The organism is Nitratiruptor tergarcus DSM 16512, assembly GCF_027946175.1.
Classification (GTDB): domain Bacteria; phylum Campylobacterota; class Campylobacteria; order Campylobacterales; family Nitratiruptoraceae; genus Nitratiruptor; species Nitratiruptor tergarcus.
In genome coordinates this window covers 1,385,700-1,401,394 of sequence record NZ_AP026671.1, presented here as the reverse complement: position 1 = coordinate 1,401,394, position 15,695 = coordinate 1,385,700, and the positions used below count along the sequence as shown (strand labels likewise).

The 15,695-nt window shown below is 38.2% G+C and carries 31 protein-coding genes; 28 read left to right on the top strand and 3 right to left on the bottom strand.

Translation table 11 applies throughout. The annotated features are described in order from the left end of the window. Window positions 1-19: 19 nt before the first annotated feature. Window positions 20-202 carry a hypothetical protein gene (locus NITER_RS07390; protein ID WP_084275157.1) on the top strand — a complete coding sequence of 61 codons (183 nt, stop codon included), beginning with the start codon at window positions 20-22 and terminating at the stop codon, window positions 200-202. On the opposite strand, the gene NITER_RS07385 is transcribed toward NITER_RS07390, so the two are convergent. Genes NITER_RS07385 through NITER_RS07375 form a run of 3 tightly spaced genes read right to left on the bottom strand, consistent with a single transcriptional unit; the run spans window position 193 to window position 3,142 of the window. Continuing rightward, entirely contained in the window at window positions 193-1,440 is a 1,248-nt protein-coding gene (locus NITER_RS07385) for a DUF2130 domain-containing protein (protein ID WP_084275158.1), read from the bottom strand. The two genes, NITER_RS07390 and NITER_RS07385, sit on opposite strands and share 10 nt — an antisense overlap. Window positions 1,441-1,500: 60 nt before the next feature. Then, window positions 1,501-2,049, bottom strand: coding sequence for a ribonuclease HII (locus tag NITER_RS07380; protein ID WP_084275159.1), 549 nt, complete (start codon window positions 2,047-2,049; stop codon window positions 1,501-1,503). 34 nt (window positions 2,050-2,083) lie between these two features. Then, complete coding sequence (locus NITER_RS07375; protein WP_084275160.1) at window positions 2,084-3,142, bottom strand: ATP-binding protein; 1,059 nt, start codon at window positions 3,140-3,142, stop codon at window positions 2,084-2,086. Window positions 3,143-3,271: 129 nt separating this feature from the next. On the opposite strand from NITER_RS07375, the gene rpsJ reads away from it, so the two are divergent. The 27 genes from rpsJ to rpsD all read left to right on the top strand — a co-directional run bounded on the left by rpsJ (window position 3,272) and on the right by rpsD (window position 15,671). Beyond that, window positions 3,272-3,583 (top strand): 30S ribosomal protein S10, encoded by a 312-nt coding sequence (gene rpsJ, locus NITER_RS07370; RefSeq protein WP_084275161.1) that lies wholly within the window; start codon window positions 3,272-3,274, stop codon window positions 3,581-3,583. A gap of 9 nt (window positions 3,584-3,592) precedes the next feature. Further along, entirely contained in the window at window positions 3,593-4,171 is a 579-nt protein-coding gene (rplC, locus tag NITER_RS07365) for a 50S ribosomal protein L3 (protein ID WP_084275162.1), read from the top strand. Continuing rightward, on the top strand, window positions 4,168-4,782 hold the full coding sequence (rplD, locus tag NITER_RS07360; RefSeq protein ID WP_084275163.1) for a 50S ribosomal protein L4: 615 nt from the start codon (window positions 4,168-4,170) through the stop codon (window positions 4,780-4,782). Before rplC ends, rplD begins: the two co-directional genes overlap by 4 nt. Window position 4,783: 1 nt before the next feature. Then, window positions 4,784-5,065, top strand: a complete 282-nt coding sequence (locus tag NITER_RS07355; RefSeq protein WP_084275164.1) for a 50S ribosomal protein L23 — start codon at window positions 4,784-4,786, stop codon at window positions 5,063-5,065. 9 nt (window positions 5,066-5,074) lie between these two features. Continuing rightward, window positions 5,075-5,902, top strand: coding sequence for a 50S ribosomal protein L2 (rplB, locus tag NITER_RS07350; protein WP_084275165.1), 828 nt, complete (start codon window positions 5,075-5,077; stop codon window positions 5,900-5,902). A gap of 11 nt (window positions 5,903-5,913) precedes the next feature. After that, window positions 5,914-6,195 (top strand): 30S ribosomal protein S19, encoded by a 282-nt coding sequence (gene rpsS, locus NITER_RS07345; protein WP_012081604.1) that lies wholly within the window; start codon window positions 5,914-5,916, stop codon window positions 6,193-6,195. A 9-nt stretch (window positions 6,196-6,204) separates the two neighbouring features. Next, window positions 6,205-6,531: a 50S ribosomal protein L22 gene (gene rplV, locus NITER_RS07340; protein ID WP_084275166.1), complete on the top strand. Its 327-nt coding sequence runs from the start codon at window positions 6,205-6,207 to the stop codon at window positions 6,529-6,531. After that, the gene (rpsC, locus tag NITER_RS07335) at window positions 6,531-7,220 is read left to right on the top strand and encodes a 30S ribosomal protein S3 (RefSeq protein WP_201337982.1); all 690 of its coding nucleotides are present in this window, start codon (window positions 6,531-6,533) and stop codon (window positions 7,218-7,220) included. Before rplV ends, rpsC begins: the two co-directional genes overlap by 1 nt. A 2-nt stretch (window positions 7,221-7,222) precedes the next feature. Next, on the top strand, window positions 7,223-7,648 hold the full coding sequence (rplP, locus tag NITER_RS07330; RefSeq protein WP_084275167.1) for a 50S ribosomal protein L16: 426 nt from the start codon (window positions 7,223-7,225) through the stop codon (window positions 7,646-7,648). Then, window positions 7,635-7,829 (top strand): 50S ribosomal protein L29, encoded by a 195-nt coding sequence (rpmC, locus tag NITER_RS07325; protein ID WP_084275168.1) that lies wholly within the window; start codon window positions 7,635-7,637, stop codon window positions 7,827-7,829. The genes rplP and rpmC overlap by 14 nt, the downstream gene beginning before the upstream one ends. Beyond that, the gene (rpsQ, locus tag NITER_RS07320; protein ID WP_084275169.1) at window positions 7,829-8,080 is read left to right on the top strand and encodes a 30S ribosomal protein S17; all 252 of its coding nucleotides are present in this window, start codon (window positions 7,829-7,831) and stop codon (window positions 8,078-8,080) included. Before rpmC ends, rpsQ begins: the two co-directional genes overlap by 1 nt. Continuing rightward, complete coding sequence (gene rplN / locus NITER_RS07315) at window positions 8,080-8,448, top strand: 50S ribosomal protein L14 (protein ID WP_084275170.1); 369 nt, start codon at window positions 8,080-8,082, stop codon at window positions 8,446-8,448. Before rpsQ ends, rplN begins: the two co-directional genes overlap by 1 nt. After that, a complete protein-coding gene (gene rplX, locus NITER_RS07310) occupies window positions 8,448-8,687 on the top strand; it encodes a 50S ribosomal protein L24 (RefSeq protein ID WP_084275171.1) in 240 nt (79 codons plus the stop codon). Before rplN ends, rplX begins: the two co-directional genes overlap by 1 nt. After that, a complete protein-coding gene (gene rplE / locus NITER_RS07305) occupies window positions 8,684-9,235 on the top strand; it encodes a 50S ribosomal protein L5 (protein WP_084275172.1) in 552 nt (183 codons plus the stop codon). Before rplX ends, rplE begins: the two co-directional genes overlap by 4 nt. After that, a complete protein-coding gene (locus NITER_RS07300) occupies window positions 9,235-9,420 on the top strand; it encodes a type Z 30S ribosomal protein S14 (protein WP_084275173.1) in 186 nt (61 codons plus the stop codon). The genes rplE and NITER_RS07300 overlap by 1 nt, the downstream gene beginning before the upstream one ends. A 62-nt stretch (window positions 9,421-9,482) precedes the next feature. Continuing rightward, a complete protein-coding gene (gene rpsH, locus NITER_RS07295) occupies window positions 9,483-9,887 on the top strand; it encodes a 30S ribosomal protein S8 (RefSeq protein WP_084275174.1) in 405 nt (134 codons plus the stop codon). A 48-nt stretch (window positions 9,888-9,935) separates the two neighbouring features. Continuing rightward, the gene (gene rplF, locus NITER_RS07290; RefSeq protein ID WP_084275175.1) at window positions 9,936-10,472 is read left to right on the top strand and encodes a 50S ribosomal protein L6; all 537 of its coding nucleotides are present in this window, start codon (window positions 9,936-9,938) and stop codon (window positions 10,470-10,472) included. Window positions 10,473-10,482: 10 nt separating this feature from the next. Continuing rightward, window positions 10,483-10,839, top strand: coding sequence for a 50S ribosomal protein L18 (rplR, locus tag NITER_RS07285; RefSeq protein ID WP_084275176.1), 357 nt, complete (start codon window positions 10,483-10,485; stop codon window positions 10,837-10,839). 10 nt (window positions 10,840-10,849) lie between these two features. After that, window positions 10,850-11,293, top strand: a complete 444-nt coding sequence (rpsE, locus tag NITER_RS07280) for a 30S ribosomal protein S5 (RefSeq protein WP_084275177.1) — start codon at window positions 10,850-10,852, stop codon at window positions 11,291-11,293. A gap of 9 nt (window positions 11,294-11,302) precedes the next feature. Continuing rightward, window positions 11,303-11,704: a 50S ribosomal protein L15 gene (gene rplO / locus NITER_RS07275; protein WP_084275178.1), complete on the top strand. Its 402-nt coding sequence runs from the start codon at window positions 11,303-11,305 to the stop codon at window positions 11,702-11,704. Then, window positions 11,704-12,966, top strand: coding sequence for a preprotein translocase subunit SecY (gene secY / locus NITER_RS07270; protein WP_084275179.1), 1,263 nt, complete (start codon window positions 11,704-11,706; stop codon window positions 12,964-12,966). The genes rplO and secY overlap by 1 nt, the downstream gene beginning before the upstream one ends. After that, a complete protein-coding gene (gene map / locus NITER_RS07265) occupies window positions 12,966-13,727 on the top strand; it encodes a type I methionyl aminopeptidase (protein WP_084275180.1) in 762 nt (253 codons plus the stop codon). The genes secY and map overlap by 1 nt, the downstream gene beginning before the upstream one ends. 1 nt (window position 13,728) lies before the next feature. Continuing rightward, entirely contained in the window at window positions 13,729-13,947 is a 219-nt protein-coding gene (gene infA, locus NITER_RS07260) for a translation initiation factor IF-1 (RefSeq protein ID WP_012081621.1), read from the top strand. A 161-nt stretch (window positions 13,948-14,108) separates the two neighbouring features. Next, window positions 14,109-14,222 carry a 50S ribosomal protein L36 gene (gene rpmJ / locus NITER_RS07255; RefSeq protein WP_084275181.1) on the top strand — a complete coding sequence of 38 codons (114 nt, stop codon included), beginning with the start codon at window positions 14,109-14,111 and terminating at the stop codon, window positions 14,220-14,222. A gap of 3 nt (window positions 14,223-14,225) precedes the next feature. Continuing rightward, window positions 14,226-14,588: a 30S ribosomal protein S13 gene (gene rpsM, locus NITER_RS07250; protein WP_084275182.1), complete on the top strand. Its 363-nt coding sequence runs from the start codon at window positions 14,226-14,228 to the stop codon at window positions 14,586-14,588. Between the two features lie 11 nt (window positions 14,589-14,599). Further along, window positions 14,600-14,989: a 30S ribosomal protein S11 gene (gene rpsK, locus NITER_RS07245; protein ID WP_084275183.1), complete on the top strand. Its 390-nt coding sequence runs from the start codon at window positions 14,600-14,602 to the stop codon at window positions 14,987-14,989. 55 nt (window positions 14,990-15,044) lie between these two features. Further along, entirely contained in the window at window positions 15,045-15,671 is a 627-nt protein-coding gene (rpsD, locus tag NITER_RS07240) for a 30S ribosomal protein S4 (RefSeq protein WP_084275184.1), read from the top strand. Window positions 15,672-15,695: the final 24 nt, after the last annotated feature.

The following is a 15,695-nucleotide window of genomic DNA, read 5'->3' as shown; positions in this document are numbered from 1 at the left end:
TAAGTGTAAAGGAGCCAAGATGAAAGTAGCAGATGTAGCACAATATGCTATTATGACATCAACACGTCAAACAAAAGAGCAGATCGCAATGAATCTACTCAAAAAGAGTATAGAGCAGACTAAGCAGATGATGGAAGAGCTAGCACAAAAGAGTCTCCAGCCTCCCAAGAATGAGAAAGGCACACTTAGTCTCTATGCTTGATCCTCTTCATAGGGGAGGCTAAGAAGCTCGATATGCCCAATGGCATTGCCAGCGATGCCTTTGATAGAGCCGTAGAGTGCGATAGTACTATCAAGAACTTTTTGTAACTGTTTTTCTCGCTGTTTCCAGAGTCGCTGCATTGCTCTTTTTTCTTTATCAAGATCCTCTTGCATCTGCGTAAAGCCTTCTACAATCGCTTCAATTTGCATCTTAAACTCATTTGAAGTGAGATAGCGATAGAGCAGACTCATCTTGTCGCTGCGATTTTGCATCGAACGCGTTGTATGGGCAAGCTGAATGATATGCTGGCGCAAAATAAAACTTAAAGCTTTAAACTCTTCAAAGTTGCATACCCAAACTCCATCTATAAGCCCCATACGCTCCATATCTTTTGGCATCGCTTCAGTAATAATTACTCCAATATCAGCGCCGATTTCTCGCATATCGGTTTTGAGTTTTTCGATCCAGTTCTTTTGAAACTCTTTAGTACGCTTACTCTCATAGTAGATTTTGCCACAGTTTGTGAGCTCTCTAGTATTGACAATCTGTAGACAATCTGCTCCCCGCTGCCCTTTTTTAATTTCTTCTATAGAATCAAATGGGAATTGATTTTGTAGGTACTCCTCAATTGCTAATTCTTGCACCTCGCCTTGGTGCTGTTGGGAGGTAAGCTCTGCTTTTCTTTGGGCTTCAGCGAGTTTTGCTTTGAGATCTTCGAGTTGCTTCTCTTTCTCTTTGAGTTTAAGTTCATTCTCTTGCGCTATCTGTTTTGCAAGACGCTCCTTCTCTTTGGCAAGCTCTTCGTTTAATTCTTTTTGGGCTTGAAGTTTGGCTTGTTGCACAGCCTCCTCTTTTTGGCGTCTAAGTCTTTCTATCTCAATTTTTGCTTCATTGAGCTCTTTTACTTGGTTGCTCTTTTCTTCGAGCTCTTTTCTAAGACTTTCTATAATTGTTGCTTGCTCGCTGGCAATTTTAGCCTTAAGTTCTTGTTCTAGTTTGATGCGTTCTTTTGCTAAGGCTTCTTGCGCTTTTTGTGCTACTTTGGCTTCAATGGCAGCCTCTTTAGCTTTAATCTCTTCTTGCTGGGCTTTGAGTTTTGCCATCTCATCTTTATATATTTTTCTATGCTCTTCTATCTCTTTTTGCAGCTTTGCTTTGGCCGCTTTTTCGATCTCTTCATAGAGTGTCTGGTTAATATCGATTTCATAGCCACAGTTTGGACACTTTATGGTATGCATGGGCTCTCCTAGGTACGTTTTTCAAAATTATAGTAGATTTATTGCAATGAAGCGAATAGGTTAAAAAAGTGTTGGTTGCAGTGCTTTGGGGCGAAAGCTTTTTCTATGGATGGGGCAGAGGCCAAATTTTTTCATAGCTTCAATATGCTTTTTTGTACCATAGCCTTTATGTTCGCAAAAGCCATACTCTGGATAGAGCTTATCCATTTCACACATAATGCGATCTCGCGTGACTTTTGCTAAGATTGAGGCTGCCATCACCTCTTTGATGTTTTGATCTGCTTTAATAACTGGCTCAATTTTTTCTACGCCAAATTTGGAGTTGCCATCGAAGATATATTTTTGCGCCTCGAGGGCACATATAATATCTCTCAGACCTTGGATAATGGAGGCAGAGATTCCTTTTTGATCGATTATTTCATTATCGATAATCACTATTTTATACACTGCAGCATTGACTATGCGCTCATAGAGCTTTTCTCTCATTTGTGCTGAGAGTTTTTTTGAATCATCTAATTTGTAGACTCTTTTCGTAAATACTACACCTGCTATTACCAAAGGCCCTGCCAGTGGTCCACGTCCCGCTTCATCGATGCCACAAATTTTCATATTGTCTCCAATAAATTAATTCTCATAAAAATAGCTACTCCTTCCCTACTGCCCAGGCGTAAAAGGGAAGAATTTCACATTGGATGTCCTTAATGTAGTAAGTAAAGCTACTGCCTACAGTAACTACTTCGATTTTTTTTATAGCAATGTGATTTTTTGTGAGAACATGATCGATTTTTTCTTGGATTCTCGCCTCATTTCCAAAAGGGATAGAGAGAATCAGCAGCTCTTCACTAGGAATATAAAAACCTAGAGGTTCAATATAAAAAACCTCTTTATCAGCGATCTCCAAAAATACCATATTTTCAAAAATTTTTGGAAACTCTTTTTGTGTAAAGAGCCTTGATTTGATAGTAAAATCTTGAAAAAAGAGCTTTTTTGCAGCTCTTTTTGCGTTAAATTTCTCTACTGCATAGATATATCTGTCTCTTTGCCAGCTTTCAAAAAGCGCATAAAACCTGTCTTTTGAAATTTTATGGCGCTCTTTGATGCGATTGAAAAGAAAAAAGATAGATGTAGTATATCCTTGATAGAAGGCTATCTCTTTAAAAATCTGAAAATCTTCTTTGAAAGTAAGAAAAAGAAGCTCTTGAAAATATCTATCTTTTTTGAAATCCGCTATTTTTGAGAGCTCCGGATAGTTTCCATTTTTTAAAAAATTATTAAATATCACTTTAATATCGGCTCTTTTTTCAAAAAGGAGATACTCCTCAAAATCAAGATTGCTTAGATGATAATGCACAAAGCCATCAATTTCTACATTGTTATGAGAGATTATGATGAGATATGGTGCATTTGGCAAAGAGAAGGGTTTTTCTATGCCATAAAGTACTACTGCTTTGATACTATTTTTTTCAATAAATGGCTCTATTTCATCATAAGCAATACTTTGACTACGTACATCATCAAAATTTATAAAAAGCAGCTCTTTTTGATTGAAATGGGCTTGTAAAAAGGATTGCATAATGGAATATTTACCACAAAACTTTGGCCCAGTAAGTAAGATCTTAGAAGCGAGCGTAATATCAACTTTTCTTGGTAAAAAGGCGTGTTTAGTTAGGCTGTGCTCATAAAAATATTCAAGTGTTCTCATTTTTCCTTCCATAAAGGAAATAAATTGTACAAATTATAGCCAAAACTCTTGATTTTGCAAATGGCTTTGTCTATAATTCAAACTCCAAATTAGGTTGCTTCGGCAACAAGTTCTTTAGGAAAGGCTCAGATGGAAAAGATTAGATTGAAGCTTCGCGCTTATGATCATAGGGTTTTGGATAGAAGTGTCTCTGCAATTGTAGAGGCTGTGAAGAGAACAGGGGCAGAAATCAGAGGCCCAATTCCCTTACCTACAAAAATAAGAAAATATACGGTACTCAGATCACCGCATATCAACAAAGATTCGCGTGAGCAGTTTGAGATTAGAATTCATTCGAGACTTATCGATATCGTATCAGCAACGCCTGATACAGTTGATTCATTAATGAAACTCGACTTGGCACCAGAAGTGGATGTTGAAGTCAGGTCAATGGGTGAGTAAGGGGAGTAAATGGAATATATTGTAGAAAAAATCGGAATGAGCAGAACAATAAATATACCGAGTATACCTGTAACACTGCTCAAAGTGAAAGAAGCTAAAGTTTGTGAAATTGTTGGTGACAATAAAGCAATTGTCGCTTATGCACATGGCAAGAGAAAAAATAAGGCGATTGAGGGACAGCAAAAAAAATATGGTCTCTCACCTGAGTTTAATAGATTTGTAACACTCAAAGTTGCAAATAGTGAAGCCGGAGATCTTGATGTTGCACCACTTAGTGAAGCTAAAAGAGTGAAAGTAAGCTTCAACTCAAAAGGGCGCGGTTTTAGTGGTGTTGTAAAAAGATGGAACTTTGGTGGAGGTCCAGATAGTCACGGTTCACGATTCCACAGAGCACCAGGTTCAGTTGGTATGTGTGAATGGCCAGGACGCATTATGCCTGGACAAAAAATGCCTGGACAGTACGGCAATAAAAAAGTAACTGTACAAAACGAGGTAGTAAGTTTCGATCCAGAAAATAAAATCTTGGTAGTAAAAGGTTCGATTCCTGGACCAAACGGCGCACTAGGTAGAATAAGGATAGTCAAATGAGTAAAGCGGTAGTATTGAACGAGAAATTTGAGCGAGCTGGTGAAGCAGCATTGCCAGAAAATTTTCAAGGGATCAATCCGCATAATCTCTATCTGTACGTAAAAGCGTATGCTGCAAATTTGCGAGCAAATAACGCACATACCAAAAACAGATCAGCAGTTAGAGGTGGTGGAAGAAAGCCATGGCAACAAAAAGGTAGAGGTGGCGCAAGAGCTGGCTCAATCAGAAGTCCACTTTTTGTAGGTGGTGGTGTAGCATTTGGACCTACAAATGCTAAAAACTATACGCAAAAGATCAACAAAAAGCAAAAGAGAAAAGCTCTTGAGTTTGCACTGAATGAAAAAGCAGAAAACGGAGCGCTTTTTGTTGTTGATAATATTGCAGTGGAGTCTGGCAAAACAAAAGATGCTGCTGCACTTGTAAATAAAATTGGAGCAAGAGACGCACTGTTTGTCAAAGAGAATATTGACGAAAAGACATTCTTGGCTTTTAGAAACTTGCCAAATGCATACCTAATCGAACCAAACGAACTCAATGCATATCTTGCAGCTGCTTTTAGAGCTGTAGTTATCGAAAAACCAGTTTGGGAAAAAATAGTAAAAGAGGGCTAAGATGGCAGATATAACAGATATCAAATCAATCGTTTATACAGAAAAGAGCTTGGGCCTTCAAGAAGAGGGATATATTGTTGTACAAACAAGTGATAAAGTAACAAAAAACCAGCTCAAAACAATTCTTAAAGAGTATTTTGGTGTTAATCCTGTAAAAATCAATTCTCTTCGCATGAAGGGAAAAACAAAGAGATTTAGAGGAATTGAAGGTAAAAGAGATAACTATAAAAAATTCTATGTGAAGTTGCCTGAAGGCGCAAATATAGAAAGTCTAGCGGTGTAAGGATAGAAAATGGCAATAAAAAAATATAAACCGTATACGCCTAGTCGTAGATTTATGAGCGTTGTTGACAGCAGCGACATTACAGCCAAGCCAAGTGTGAGAAAGCTCCTTGTAAAACTTCCTGCACGTGCTGGAAGAAACAATCAAGGACGCATAACTTCTCGCCATAGAGAGGCTGGAGCGAAAAAACTCTATCGTATCATCGATTTTAAACGTAATAAGTATGGCGTTCCTGGACGTGTAGCGACTATCGAGTACGATCCATATAGAAACTGCCGCATTGCACTTGTAGTTTATAAAGATGGGGATAAGAGATACATATTGCAACCAAGCGGCCTTAAGGTAGGAGATACTGTTCAGGCTGCAGAGAGTGGACTTGATGTCCTTCCTGGAAATGCAATGAAACTAAAAAATATTCCTGTAGGTACACTCGTACACAATATTGAGCTCAGTCCTGGTCATGGTGGACAGCTTGCTAGAAGCGCAGGAGCCTATGCACAAATTATGGGACGTGAGGACAAATATGTAATTTTGCGACTTCCTAGCGGAGAGATGAGAAAAGTGCTTGGTGAGTGTATGGCTACTGTTGGTGTTGTAGGAAATGAAGAGTACATCAATATAGTTATTGGAAAAGCGGGTCGTAACCGCCATAGAGGTATTAGGCCACAAACAAGAGGTTCTGCAATGAACCCTGTAGATCATCCACACGGCGGTGGTGAAGGTAAAACTGGTCCTAGTGGTCACCCTGTTACACCTTGGGGTATGCCAACCAAAGGTTATAAGACACGACGTAAAAAACCTAGTGATAAGCTTATAATCTCAAGAAGAAAGAAATAAGAGGGTAGAAGATGGCAAGAAGTATTAAAAAGGGTCCATTTGTAGATGACCATCTCATGAAAAAAGTGCTCAAAGCAAAAGAGAGCGGAGATAAAAAACCTATCAAAACTTGGTCAAGAAGAAGTACCATCGTACCCGAAATGATAGGTTTGACAATTAATGTTCATAATGGACGACAATTTGTGCCTGTATATATTACTGAAAACCATGTGGGGTTTAAACTCGGTGAATTTGCTCCAACACGTACTTTTAAAGGGCATAAAGGTTCAGTCCAAAAGAAAATAGGTAAATAAGGATAGGTGATGAGTAAAGCTATATTGAGATTTATCAGACTCTCACCGACAAAAGCGAGACTAATAGCTCGTGAGGTGCAGGGTATGAATGCCGAAGAGGCATTAGCAGCACTAGAGTTTATGCCTAACAAGGCTGCAAAAGTGATATCAAAAGTTATCGCAAGTGCAGTTGCAAATGGCGGATATGAGCCTGAAGAGGTTACTATCACTTCATGCAGAGTGGATCGTGGGCCATATTTGAAGAGATTTAGACCAAGAGCGAGAGGTCGTGCAAGCAGAATTATGAAACCGACTTCTCATGTATATGTCGAAGTTGCGCAAAAGAAGGATAGCTAATGGGTCAAAAAGTAAATCCGATTGGACTTAGACTTGGGATCAATAGAAATTGGGAATCTAGATGGTTTCCTGATTACAATAAAATGCCTGAAAGAGTAGAGGAAGACAACAAAATTAGAAATTTTCTAAAAAAAGAGCTTTACTATGCAGGTATCAGCAATATTATAATAGAAAGAACTGCGAAGAAACTTCGCGTTACAATTGTTGCAGCACGACCTGGTATTATCATTGGGAAAAAGGGTGCTGATATTGAAAAACTCAAAGAGAAATTGCAAAGACTCGTAGGTAAAGAGGTCTTTATCAATATCAAAGAAGAGAAGCGTCCACAAGCATCAGCACAGCTTGCAGCAGAAAATATTGCCACACAGCTAGAAAGACGTGTTGCATTTAGAAGAGCAATGAAAAAAGTGATGCAAGCAGCGCAAAAAGCTGGTGTGAAAGGTATCAAGGTACAAGTTGCAGGACGTCTTGGCGGTGCTGAGATGGCAAGACGCGAATGGTACCTTGAAGGACGCGTTCCATTGCATACACTTAGAGCAAAAATCGATTATGGATTTGCGCAAGCTTATACTACGTATGGAGTAATCGGTGTAAAGGTCTGGATCTTCAAAGGTGAGGTACTACAAAAAGGTATCCAACCTGAAAAGAGAGAAAGACCAAGACGTAGAGCTCCAAGAAGGAGAAGTTAATCATGTTAATGCCAAAGAAAACAAAATATAGAAAACAGCAAAAAGGCAGAAACCGCGGAAAAGCGTACAGAGGCAATAGCCTTGCTTTCGGAAATATTGGAATTAAAGCGGTTGAACATGGTCGTATAGATTCTCGTCAAATTGAAGCAGCAAGGGTTGCAATGACGAGAAAAGTTAAAAGAACTGGAAAGATTTGGATTCGTGTTTTTCCTGACAAACCTTTGACTAAAAAGCCTCTTGAAACGAGAATGGGTAAAGGTAAAGGTGGCGTAGAAAAATGGGTAATGAACATCAAGCCGGGCCGTATTATATATGAAATGGCTGGTGTTGAAGAGAGCTTAGCAAGAGAAGCTCTTGATCTTGCACGATATAAACTCCCATTCAAAACAAAAATCGTGACACAAGAGAGTGAAAATGAAATATACTGAGCTAAAAGATAAGAGCCTACAAGAGCTCGAGGGGATGTTGAAGGACAAAAAGGTGGAGCTATTTAAGCTTCGTATGCAGCTTAAAACTATGCAGCTCCAAGATACTAGCCAAATAAGAAAAACAAGAAAAGATATCGCAAGAATCAAAACCGCTATTGCGGAGAAAAGAAGGGCTGGGTAATGGCTTACAAAAGAGTAATTCAAGGAACAGTAATCAAAAAGAGTGGCGATAAAACTGTATCGTTACTTGTAGAGAGAAAAGTTGTGCACCCAAAATATCACAAAATTGTAAAAAGATTCAAAAAATATTTGGTGCATGACGAAAAAAATGAAGCAAATGTCGGTGATGTGATTACTGCCGTCGAATGTAGACCAATTTCAAAGAGAAAGTCTTTTCGACTAAAAGAGATTGTTCAGGCAGGAGTTAAATAATGATCCAAAGTTTTACAAGACTCAATGTCGCAGATAATAGCGGCGCAAAAGAGATTATGTGTATTAAAGTATTAGGTGGTTCAAAAAGAAGATATGCTTCTGTTGGCGATGTGATTGTAGCGTCAGTAAAAAAAGCAATACCAAATGGTAAAGTTAAAAAAGGTCAAGTTGTCAAAGCTGTTGTCGTGCGAACAAAAAAAGAGATCCAAAGAGAAAATGGTTCTCTCATTCGTTTCGACGACAATGCAGCAGTTATTCTTGACAACAAAAATGAGCCTATTGGAACACGTATTTTTGGACCTGTTAGTAGGGAAGTAAGATATAAAAACTTCATGAAAATAGTTTCACTTGCACCGGAGGTGCTTTAATGGCAAAGCTTAAGATTAAAAAAGGCGATATTGTAGAGATTATCGCTGGTGATGATAAAGGAAAAACTGGTGAAGTGCTCAAGGTGCTTCCCAAAAAAGAGGCTGTAATCGTTGCTGGATGTAAAGTAGCAAAAAAAGCAGTTAAACCAAGCGAACAAAATCCTGAAGGTGGATTTATTAATAAAGAGATGCCAATTCATATCTCTAATGTTCGCAAAGTAGAAGGTGGCGCATCATGACATTGGAATTAAAACAGAACTATCAAGAAAAAGTGCGACCAGCTCTTGTAGAAGAGCTTGAGCTTAAAAATCCTATGCTCATTCCAAATCTTGAAAAAATTGTAATTAGTGTTGGTGCTGGAGAGGCAAGCAGAGATAGTAAATTGATGCAAAATATTCAAGACACTATCAGTTTGCTTGCTGGACAGCATGCAGTTGTTACAAAAGCAAAAAGAAGTGAAGCGGGTTTTAAAATTCGTGAAGGTATGCCTGTTGGTGTTAAAGTAACACTTCGCGGTGATCGTATGTGGAATTTTCTACAAAAACTTATCTATATTGCTCTTCCAAGGGTGAAAGATTTCCGTGGCCTTCCAAAAAATGGATTTGATGGAAGAGGAAATTACAATTTTGGTCTCGATGAGCAGTTGATGTTCCCAGAGATAGATTATGATAATATTATCAAAACACACGGGATGAACATTACGATCGTAACAACAACAGAGAGTGATAAAGAGGCATACAAGCTTCTCGAGCTTCTAGGATTCCCATTTGCAAAAGGTGGTAGATAATGGCTAAGAAAAGTATGATAGCAAAGGCAAAAAGAAAGCCAAAGTTCAAAGTACGTGCATATACGAGATGCCGTATATGTGGAAGACCAAAATCTGTTTATAGAGATTTTGGACTCTGTAGAATCTGTTTGAGAAAAATGGCAAATGAAGGTTTGTTGCCAGGCGTTAAAAAATCAAGTTGGTAATTCACTAATAGGTAGCGTGCAATGCACGAACCCTATTAGATATTCATGAAGGAGAAAAAAGAATGATTAATGATATGATCGCTGACTCTATAACAAGAATCAGAAACGCTTCAATGCGAGGACAAGAGGTTACAAAGTTGCTCTATTCAAAAATAGTCGAATCAATCGTAAAAATTTTACAAGAAAAAGGCTATATAGAGAGCTATAAAGTTGTTGAAGAGGGCAACAAAAAGTTTATAAATGTTGTATTAAAATATGAAGAAGCGGGGAAAAAGAAAAAACCTGTTATAAATGAGATCAAAAGAATTTCAAAGCCTGGTCGCCGCGTGTATAAAGGCAAAGATGAAATAAAACGATTTAAAAATGGCTATGGAACAATTATTGTAAGTACAAGTAAAGGTGTGTTACCTAACGATGAAGCTTACCGCTTAGGTGTTGGCGGCGAAGTGCTTTGTAGTGTTTGGTAATACGATATCCATTCGAGAAATCGTAGAAATATCGTATAAAGGAAAGAGATGAGTAGAATAGGTAAACAGCCTGTAGCTATCCCAAGTGGGGTAGAAGTAAAAGCAGAGAATGGGAAATTGATTGTTAAAAAGGGAAATCTATCCCAAGAGATTGAATATGGCAATAGAGTAAATGTAAAAATTGAAGATAATAAAATTGTTTTTTCTCCAGTAGGGGAAGATAAGCAGAGTCGTGCTTTTTGGGGAACATACAGAGCTTTGGCAAATAATGCTATTGAGGGACTAACAAAAGGCTTTGAGAAGAAGCTCGAAATCAATGGCGTTGGTTATAGAGCACAAGTAAAAGGAAAAGAGCTGGAGTTGCAACTTGGATTTTCTCATCCTATAAATTATTCTATTCCAGAAGGAATACAAATTAGTGTTGAAAAAAATATTATCAGCATCAAAGGGCATGACAAACAAAAAGTTGGCCAAGTTGCAGCGGAAATTAGAAGCTTCAGACCGCCTGAGCCTTACAAAGGAAAAGGTGTGAAGTATGTAGACGAAGTAATTATTAGAAAAGCCGGTAAGACAGCTAAGAAGTAAAGGGTAGGCAATGAGAGAGAGCGTTCAAAGAAGAAAAAATAGACTTAGAATTAAAAGAAAAAGACGTGTACGAGGTAAAGTGACTGGTACAGCACAAAGACCTCGTCTTTCTATATTTAAGTCAAACAGACATTTCTATGCACAAGCTATAGATGATACGAAAGGACATACACTTGCTTACGCAGACGGAGCAAAAATGGGTCTTAAAGCAAATAGAGAGGATGTGAAAAAAATAGCTGAGCAAATGGCTGAAAAATTGAAGGCCATAGGCATAGAAACAATCGTTTTTGATAGAAACGGTTTTCTTTATCATGGTGTTGTTGCGTCTTTTGCAGATGCACTTAGAGAAAATGGAATCAAGTTTTAGGGGATAGCGTATGGAAAAGTATAATAGAGAAGAGTTTGAAGAGGTTGTGGTCAATATCAGCCGTGTAACAAAAGTTGTCAAAGGTGGTAGAAGATTTCGTTTCAGTGCCCTTGTAGTTGTCGGAGACAAAAAAGGACATGTTGGCTATGGTATTGGCAAAGCTAAAGAGGTACCAGATGCAATTAAAAAAGCTATTGATAATGCTTTTAAAAATATCACGACTGTAAATATCAAAGGTACCACTATTGCTCATGATATAGAGCATAAGTACAATGCAAGTAAAATTTTGCTCAAACCTGCAAGCCCAGGTACTGGTGTGATAGCTGGTGGTGCTGCACGTCCTGTATTGGAACTTGCAGGAGTGAAGGATATTTTGACAAAATCACTTGGTTCAAACAATCCTGCTACATTGGTTCGAGCAACTATCGAAGCATTAGAGAGAATAAAAGCATAAGGATAGGAAATGGCATTACATAATCTACAACCAGCTCCTGGCAGCACGCATAAAACAAAACGAGTAGGTCGTGGCCAGGGAAGTGGCATGGGTAAAACTGCCACAAGAGGACAAAAGGGACAAAAGAGTAGAACTGGTTATTCGCAAAAAAGAGGTTTTGAAGGTGGTCAGCAACCATTACAAAGAAGACTACCTAAAATTGGATTTACATCAAGAGTAGAAAAACCAGTAGCAATTAATGTAGACAAAGTGAAAAAAGTAGCTAATCTTGATGAAATAACAATAGAAAATATCAAACAAGTTTATAAATTACCAAAATATGTAACCAAAGTGAAATTGATAGGGAGTAGTGTAAAAGAGATCGTTTCTAAAATCAAAGATGAAAATATCTCTTTTAGTGGACAAAAATAATGAGCAAATCATTAGTTAACAAAATCCTCATAACGCTTGGATTCCTCTTTCTCTACAGGGTATTGGCGTATGTGCCTGTCCCTGGAGTTAATATCGATATCGTTAAAGAGTTTTTTGATACACAAGCAGGTAATGCTTTGGGTATGTTCAATATGTTTAGCGGTAATGCTGTGAGACGATTATCGATAATATCACTAGGTATCATGCCTTACATTACGGCTTCAATTATTATGGAACTTCTTGCCGCAACTTTCCCAACACTTGCACAGATGAAAAAAGAGCGTGATGGAATGGTGAAATATATGCAAATCATCCGCTATGCAACTATTGCAATTACTCTTGTGCAAGCAATTGGTGTTTCTATAGGGTTACAAAGCCTTACGGGCAGAGGCGGTGAAAGTGCCATCATGATTGATATGCCTACATTTGTAACTATTGCTGCAATTAGTATGCTAGCAGGAACAATGATACTGATGTGGATTGGGGAGCAAATTACCCAAAGAGGCATAGGCAATGGTATATCGCTTATCATTTTTGCTGGTATTGTTTCAGGAATTCCAAGTGCTATTGCAGGAACGGTGAATCTTGTAAATACTGGTGAACTCAACTTCTTGATACTTATTGCTATTGTAGCAATCATTCTTATAACAGTTGGTTTCATTATTTATGTGGAGCTAGCGGAGCGCCGCGTACCAGTCTCATATTCGAGAAAAGTTCTGATGCAAAATCAAAAAAAGCGTATTATGAACTATATCCCTATCAAAGTAAACTTAAGCGGTGTTATACCACCAATCTTTGCCTCTGCAATTTTGATGTTTCCATCAACAATTTTACAATCAAGTACCAATCCTATTGTGCAAAGAATTGCCGATATTCTCAATCCAAACGGTTTTATTTTTAATGTGTTGATGTTCTTTCTTGTTGTATTTTTTGCCTACTTCTATGCTTCTATAGTTTTCAATGCAAAAGATATTGCAGACAATCTCAAGCGCCAAGGAGGATTTATTCCGGGTGTTCGTCCAGGTGAGCCTACAGCAGAATATCTCAATGAGGTAGCAAGTAGATTGACATTTTGGGGTGCACTCTACCTTGGCATAATCTCTACTCTTCCATGGATACTGGTAAAGTTGATGGGTGTTCCTTTCTACTTTGGAGGTACAGCAGTACTTATCGTTGTACAAGTAGCACTTGATACTATGCGAAAGATTGAAGCGCAAATATATATGAATAAATATCAAACACTCAGTGCGGTAGGGCTTTAATGGCTATAGCTATACGAAAGCCCTCCGAAATTGAAAAACTTCGCAAAGCAAATATCATAGTTGCAAAAACCCTCAATTACCTATCACAACAGTGTAAACCCGGCGTCTCTCTCAAAGAGATTGACGCTATGGGAGAAGAGTTTATCAGATCACATGGCGCCAGACCATCTTTTAAGGGACTGTACGGTTTTCCAGCTTCAGTATGTACATCTGTCAACGAAGTGATTATACACGGTATACCAACTGATTATAAACTCCAAGACGGAGATATCGTAGGACTCGATATCGGAACAGAAATTGATGGGTGGTATGGAGATGCAGCTGTCACAGTTGGAGTTGGAAATATTTCAAAAAATGATGAAGCTCTTATACAAATAGCAAAAGATACACTCTATTTTGCTATAGAGATAATAAAACCTGGTATGCGTTTTAAAGAGCTCAGCTACGAAATAGAAAAATTCATAAAGTCTCGTGGATATCAGCCGCTTCATGGCTTTTGTGGGCATGGAATTGGTCGCAAACCGCACGAAGAGCCTGAAATTCCTAACTATCTTGAGCATGGTTCGCCAAAAAGTGGACCAAAAATAAAAGAGGGTATGGTTTTTTGTTTAGAGCCGATGATATGCCAAAAACTCGGAACCCCAAAGATATTAGAGGATAAATGGTCTGTGGTGAGTGAAGATGGTTTGCGAGGAAGTCACTATGAGCATACAGTAGCCGTGATAGGCGGCAAGGCAGAAATTTTAAGTAAGGAGGAATAATATGGCAAAAGATGATGTGATTGAGGTTGATGGTATAGTTAAAGAGGCATTGCCAAATGCAATGTTTCGCGTAGAGTTAGAAAATGGGCATGTAGTTTTATGCCATATTGCAGGTAAGATGCGCATGCACTATATCAAAATACTTCCTGGCGATAAAGTAAAAGTAGAATTGACACCATACAGCCTTGATAAAGGGCGCATAACTTTTAGATATAAATAAGCTTAAATTAAGTAATTCTTAAGTATAATTACATCCCTTTTTGGAAACTGTGGGAAGAATCTTTGTAAGATGTGGCACTGTTCTTACAAGGATTGGCTTGGGTGGCTCATCAAGCCTACGCGTGCCGTTTACAAGTGCCAAATTTTTTAAGGAGTATTCTTATGAAAGTAAGACCATCTGTAAAGAAGATGTGCGATAAGTGCAAAATCATTAAAAGAAAAGGCGTAGTAAGAGTAATCTGCGTCAATCCAAAACATAAACAAAGACAAGGATAGTACATGGCGAGGATAGCAGGTGTAGATCTTCCTAAAAATAAAAGAATAGAGTATGCTCTTCCTTATGTATATGGAATAGGGCTCACAACATCAAGAAAGATACTTGATGCTGTAGGTATCAGTTACGACAAAAGAGTTTATGAACTTACTGAAGATGAAGTGGCAAGCATCAACAAGCATATCCGAGAAAACTATATGGTTGAAGGGGATTTGCGACGTAAAGTTGCTATGGATATAAAAGCTTTGATGGATATTGGATGCTATAGAGGCCTTCGCCATAGACGTGGACTTCCAGTAAGAGGGCAGAAAACTAAAACTAATGCGCGAACACGCAAAGGTAAGAAAAAAACTGTAGGTGCAAAGTAAAGGACTGATAGATGGCAAAAAGAAGAGTTAGAAAAAAGGTTGTTAAGAAAAATATAGCCAGAGGGGTTGTCTATATTAACGCTACATTTAACAACACTGTTGTAACTGTTACAGATGAAATGGGAAATGTTATTGCATGGAGCAGTGCTGGTAGTCTTGGATTTAAAGGGAGCAAAAAATCTACTCCTTTTGCAGCACAGCAAGCTGTTGAAGATGCAATGACAAAAGCAAAAGAGCATGGTATCAAAGAAGTGGGTATCAAAGTTCAAGGTCCAGGAAGTGGTAGAGATACCGCTGTAAAAAGTGTAGGAGCAATTGAAGGTATTAAGGTGCTCTTTTTCAAAGATATCACACCTTTACCGCACAATGGATGTAGACCTCCAAAAAGAAGAAGAGTCTAATTTAAAACGGCACGCCACACAAGAAGCTAAAATATTTTTGAGGTAGGAGACATAGATGGCAAGATATAGAGGTCCGGTTGAAAAGATTGAGAGACGTTTGGGTGTTAGCCTGGCGCTTAAAGGCGAAAGAAGACTTGCTGGTAAAAGTGCACTTGACAAAAGGCCTTATCCGCCAGGACAGCATGGACAAAGAAGAAGCAAAATTAGTGAATATGGATTGCAGCTTCGTGAAAAGCAAAAAGCAAAGTTTATGTATGGTGTTGCTGAGAAGCAATTTAGAAACCTGTTTAAAGAAGCGAACAGAATGGAAGGTAATACGGGGGAGAACCTTATTAAGCTTCTTGAGCAAAGACTTGACAATGTAGTATATCGTATGGGTTTTGCTACAACAAGAAGATTTGCACGACAACTTGTAAACCATGGTCATGTACTTGTAGATGGAAAACGGGTAAATATTCCTTCATATAGAGTAAAACCTGGACAAAAAATTGAAATCCGTGAAAAGAGTAAAAACAATCCTCAAATACAAAGAGCTCTTGAACTAACAAATCAAACTGGGATTGTGCCTTGGGTTGATGTAGATAAAGAGAAAGTATTTGGAATTTTTACAAGAATCCCAGAGAGAAGTGAAGTAGAGATTCCTGTCGAAGAGAGATTGATTGTAGAGCTATACTCTAAATAATAAATAGCTCCGAGCTCTGCTCGG

What these genes read in the sequence shown, in the direction of transcription:
- NITER_RS07390 (WP_084275157.1), top strand. Translation starts at nt 20, where the DNA reads ATGAAAGTAGCAGATGTAGCACAATATGCTATTATGACATCAACACGT.
- NITER_RS07385 (WP_084275158.1), bottom strand. Translation starts at nt 1,440, where the DNA reads ATGCATACCATAAAGTGTCCAAACTGTGGCTATGAAATCGATATTAAC.
- NITER_RS07380 (WP_084275159.1), bottom strand. Translation starts at nt 2,049, where the DNA reads ATGAAAATTTGTGGCATCGATGAAGCGGGACGTGGACCACTGGCAGGG.
- NITER_RS07375 (WP_084275160.1), bottom strand. Translation starts at nt 3,142, where the DNA reads ATGAGAACACTTGAATATTTTTATGAGCACAGCCTAACTAAACACGCC.
- rpsJ (WP_084275161.1), top strand. Translation starts at nt 3,272, where the DNA reads ATGGAAAAGATTAGATTGAAGCTTCGCGCTTATGATCATAGGGTTTTG.
- rplC (WP_084275162.1), top strand. Translation starts at nt 3,593, where the DNA reads ATGGAATATATTGTAGAAAAAATCGGAATGAGCAGAACAATAAATATA.
- rplD (WP_084275163.1), top strand. Translation starts at nt 4,168, where the DNA reads ATGAGTAAAGCGGTAGTATTGAACGAGAAATTTGAGCGAGCTGGTGAA.
- NITER_RS07355 (WP_084275164.1), top strand. Translation starts at nt 4,784, where the DNA reads ATGGCAGATATAACAGATATCAAATCAATCGTTTATACAGAAAAGAGC.
- rplB (WP_084275165.1), top strand. Translation starts at nt 5,075, where the DNA reads ATGGCAATAAAAAAATATAAACCGTATACGCCTAGTCGTAGATTTATG.
- rpsS (WP_012081604.1), top strand. Translation starts at nt 5,914, where the DNA reads ATGGCAAGAAGTATTAAAAAGGGTCCATTTGTAGATGACCATCTCATG.
- rplV (WP_084275166.1), top strand. Translation starts at nt 6,205, where the DNA reads ATGAGTAAAGCTATATTGAGATTTATCAGACTCTCACCGACAAAAGCG.
- rpsC (WP_201337982.1), top strand. Translation starts at nt 6,531, where the DNA reads ATGGGTCAAAAAGTAAATCCGATTGGACTTAGACTTGGGATCAATAGA.
- rplP (WP_084275167.1), top strand. Translation starts at nt 7,223, where the DNA reads ATGTTAATGCCAAAGAAAACAAAATATAGAAAACAGCAAAAAGGCAGA.
- rpmC (WP_084275168.1), top strand. Translation starts at nt 7,635, where the DNA reads ATGAAATATACTGAGCTAAAAGATAAGAGCCTACAAGAGCTCGAGGGG.
- rpsQ (WP_084275169.1), top strand. Translation starts at nt 7,829, where the DNA reads ATGGCTTACAAAAGAGTAATTCAAGGAACAGTAATCAAAAAGAGTGGC.
- rplN (WP_084275170.1), top strand. Translation starts at nt 8,080, where the DNA reads ATGATCCAAAGTTTTACAAGACTCAATGTCGCAGATAATAGCGGCGCA.
- rplX (WP_084275171.1), top strand. Translation starts at nt 8,448, where the DNA reads ATGGCAAAGCTTAAGATTAAAAAAGGCGATATTGTAGAGATTATCGCT.
- rplE (WP_084275172.1), top strand. Translation starts at nt 8,684, where the DNA reads ATGACATTGGAATTAAAACAGAACTATCAAGAAAAAGTGCGACCAGCT.
- NITER_RS07300 (WP_084275173.1), top strand. Translation starts at nt 9,235, where the DNA reads ATGGCTAAGAAAAGTATGATAGCAAAGGCAAAAAGAAAGCCAAAGTTC.
- rpsH (WP_084275174.1), top strand. Translation starts at nt 9,483, where the DNA reads ATGATTAATGATATGATCGCTGACTCTATAACAAGAATCAGAAACGCT.
- rplF (WP_084275175.1), top strand. Translation starts at nt 9,936, where the DNA reads ATGAGTAGAATAGGTAAACAGCCTGTAGCTATCCCAAGTGGGGTAGAA.
- rplR (WP_084275176.1), top strand. Translation starts at nt 10,483, where the DNA reads ATGAGAGAGAGCGTTCAAAGAAGAAAAAATAGACTTAGAATTAAAAGA.
- rpsE (WP_084275177.1), top strand. Translation starts at nt 10,850, where the DNA reads ATGGAAAAGTATAATAGAGAAGAGTTTGAAGAGGTTGTGGTCAATATC.
- rplO (WP_084275178.1), top strand. Translation starts at nt 11,303, where the DNA reads ATGGCATTACATAATCTACAACCAGCTCCTGGCAGCACGCATAAAACA.
- secY (WP_084275179.1), top strand. Translation starts at nt 11,704, where the DNA reads ATGAGCAAATCATTAGTTAACAAAATCCTCATAACGCTTGGATTCCTC.
- map (WP_084275180.1), top strand. Translation starts at nt 12,966, where the DNA reads ATGGCTATAGCTATACGAAAGCCCTCCGAAATTGAAAAACTTCGCAAA.
- infA (WP_012081621.1), top strand. Translation starts at nt 13,729, where the DNA reads ATGGCAAAAGATGATGTGATTGAGGTTGATGGTATAGTTAAAGAGGCA.
- rpmJ (WP_084275181.1), top strand. Translation starts at nt 14,109, where the DNA reads ATGAAAGTAAGACCATCTGTAAAGAAGATGTGCGATAAGTGCAAAATC.
- rpsM (WP_084275182.1), top strand. Translation starts at nt 14,226, where the DNA reads ATGGCGAGGATAGCAGGTGTAGATCTTCCTAAAAATAAAAGAATAGAG.
- rpsK (WP_084275183.1), top strand. Translation starts at nt 14,600, where the DNA reads ATGGCAAAAAGAAGAGTTAGAAAAAAGGTTGTTAAGAAAAATATAGCC.
- rpsD (WP_084275184.1), top strand. Translation starts at nt 15,045, where the DNA reads ATGGCAAGATATAGAGGTCCGGTTGAAAAGATTGAGAGACGTTTGGGT.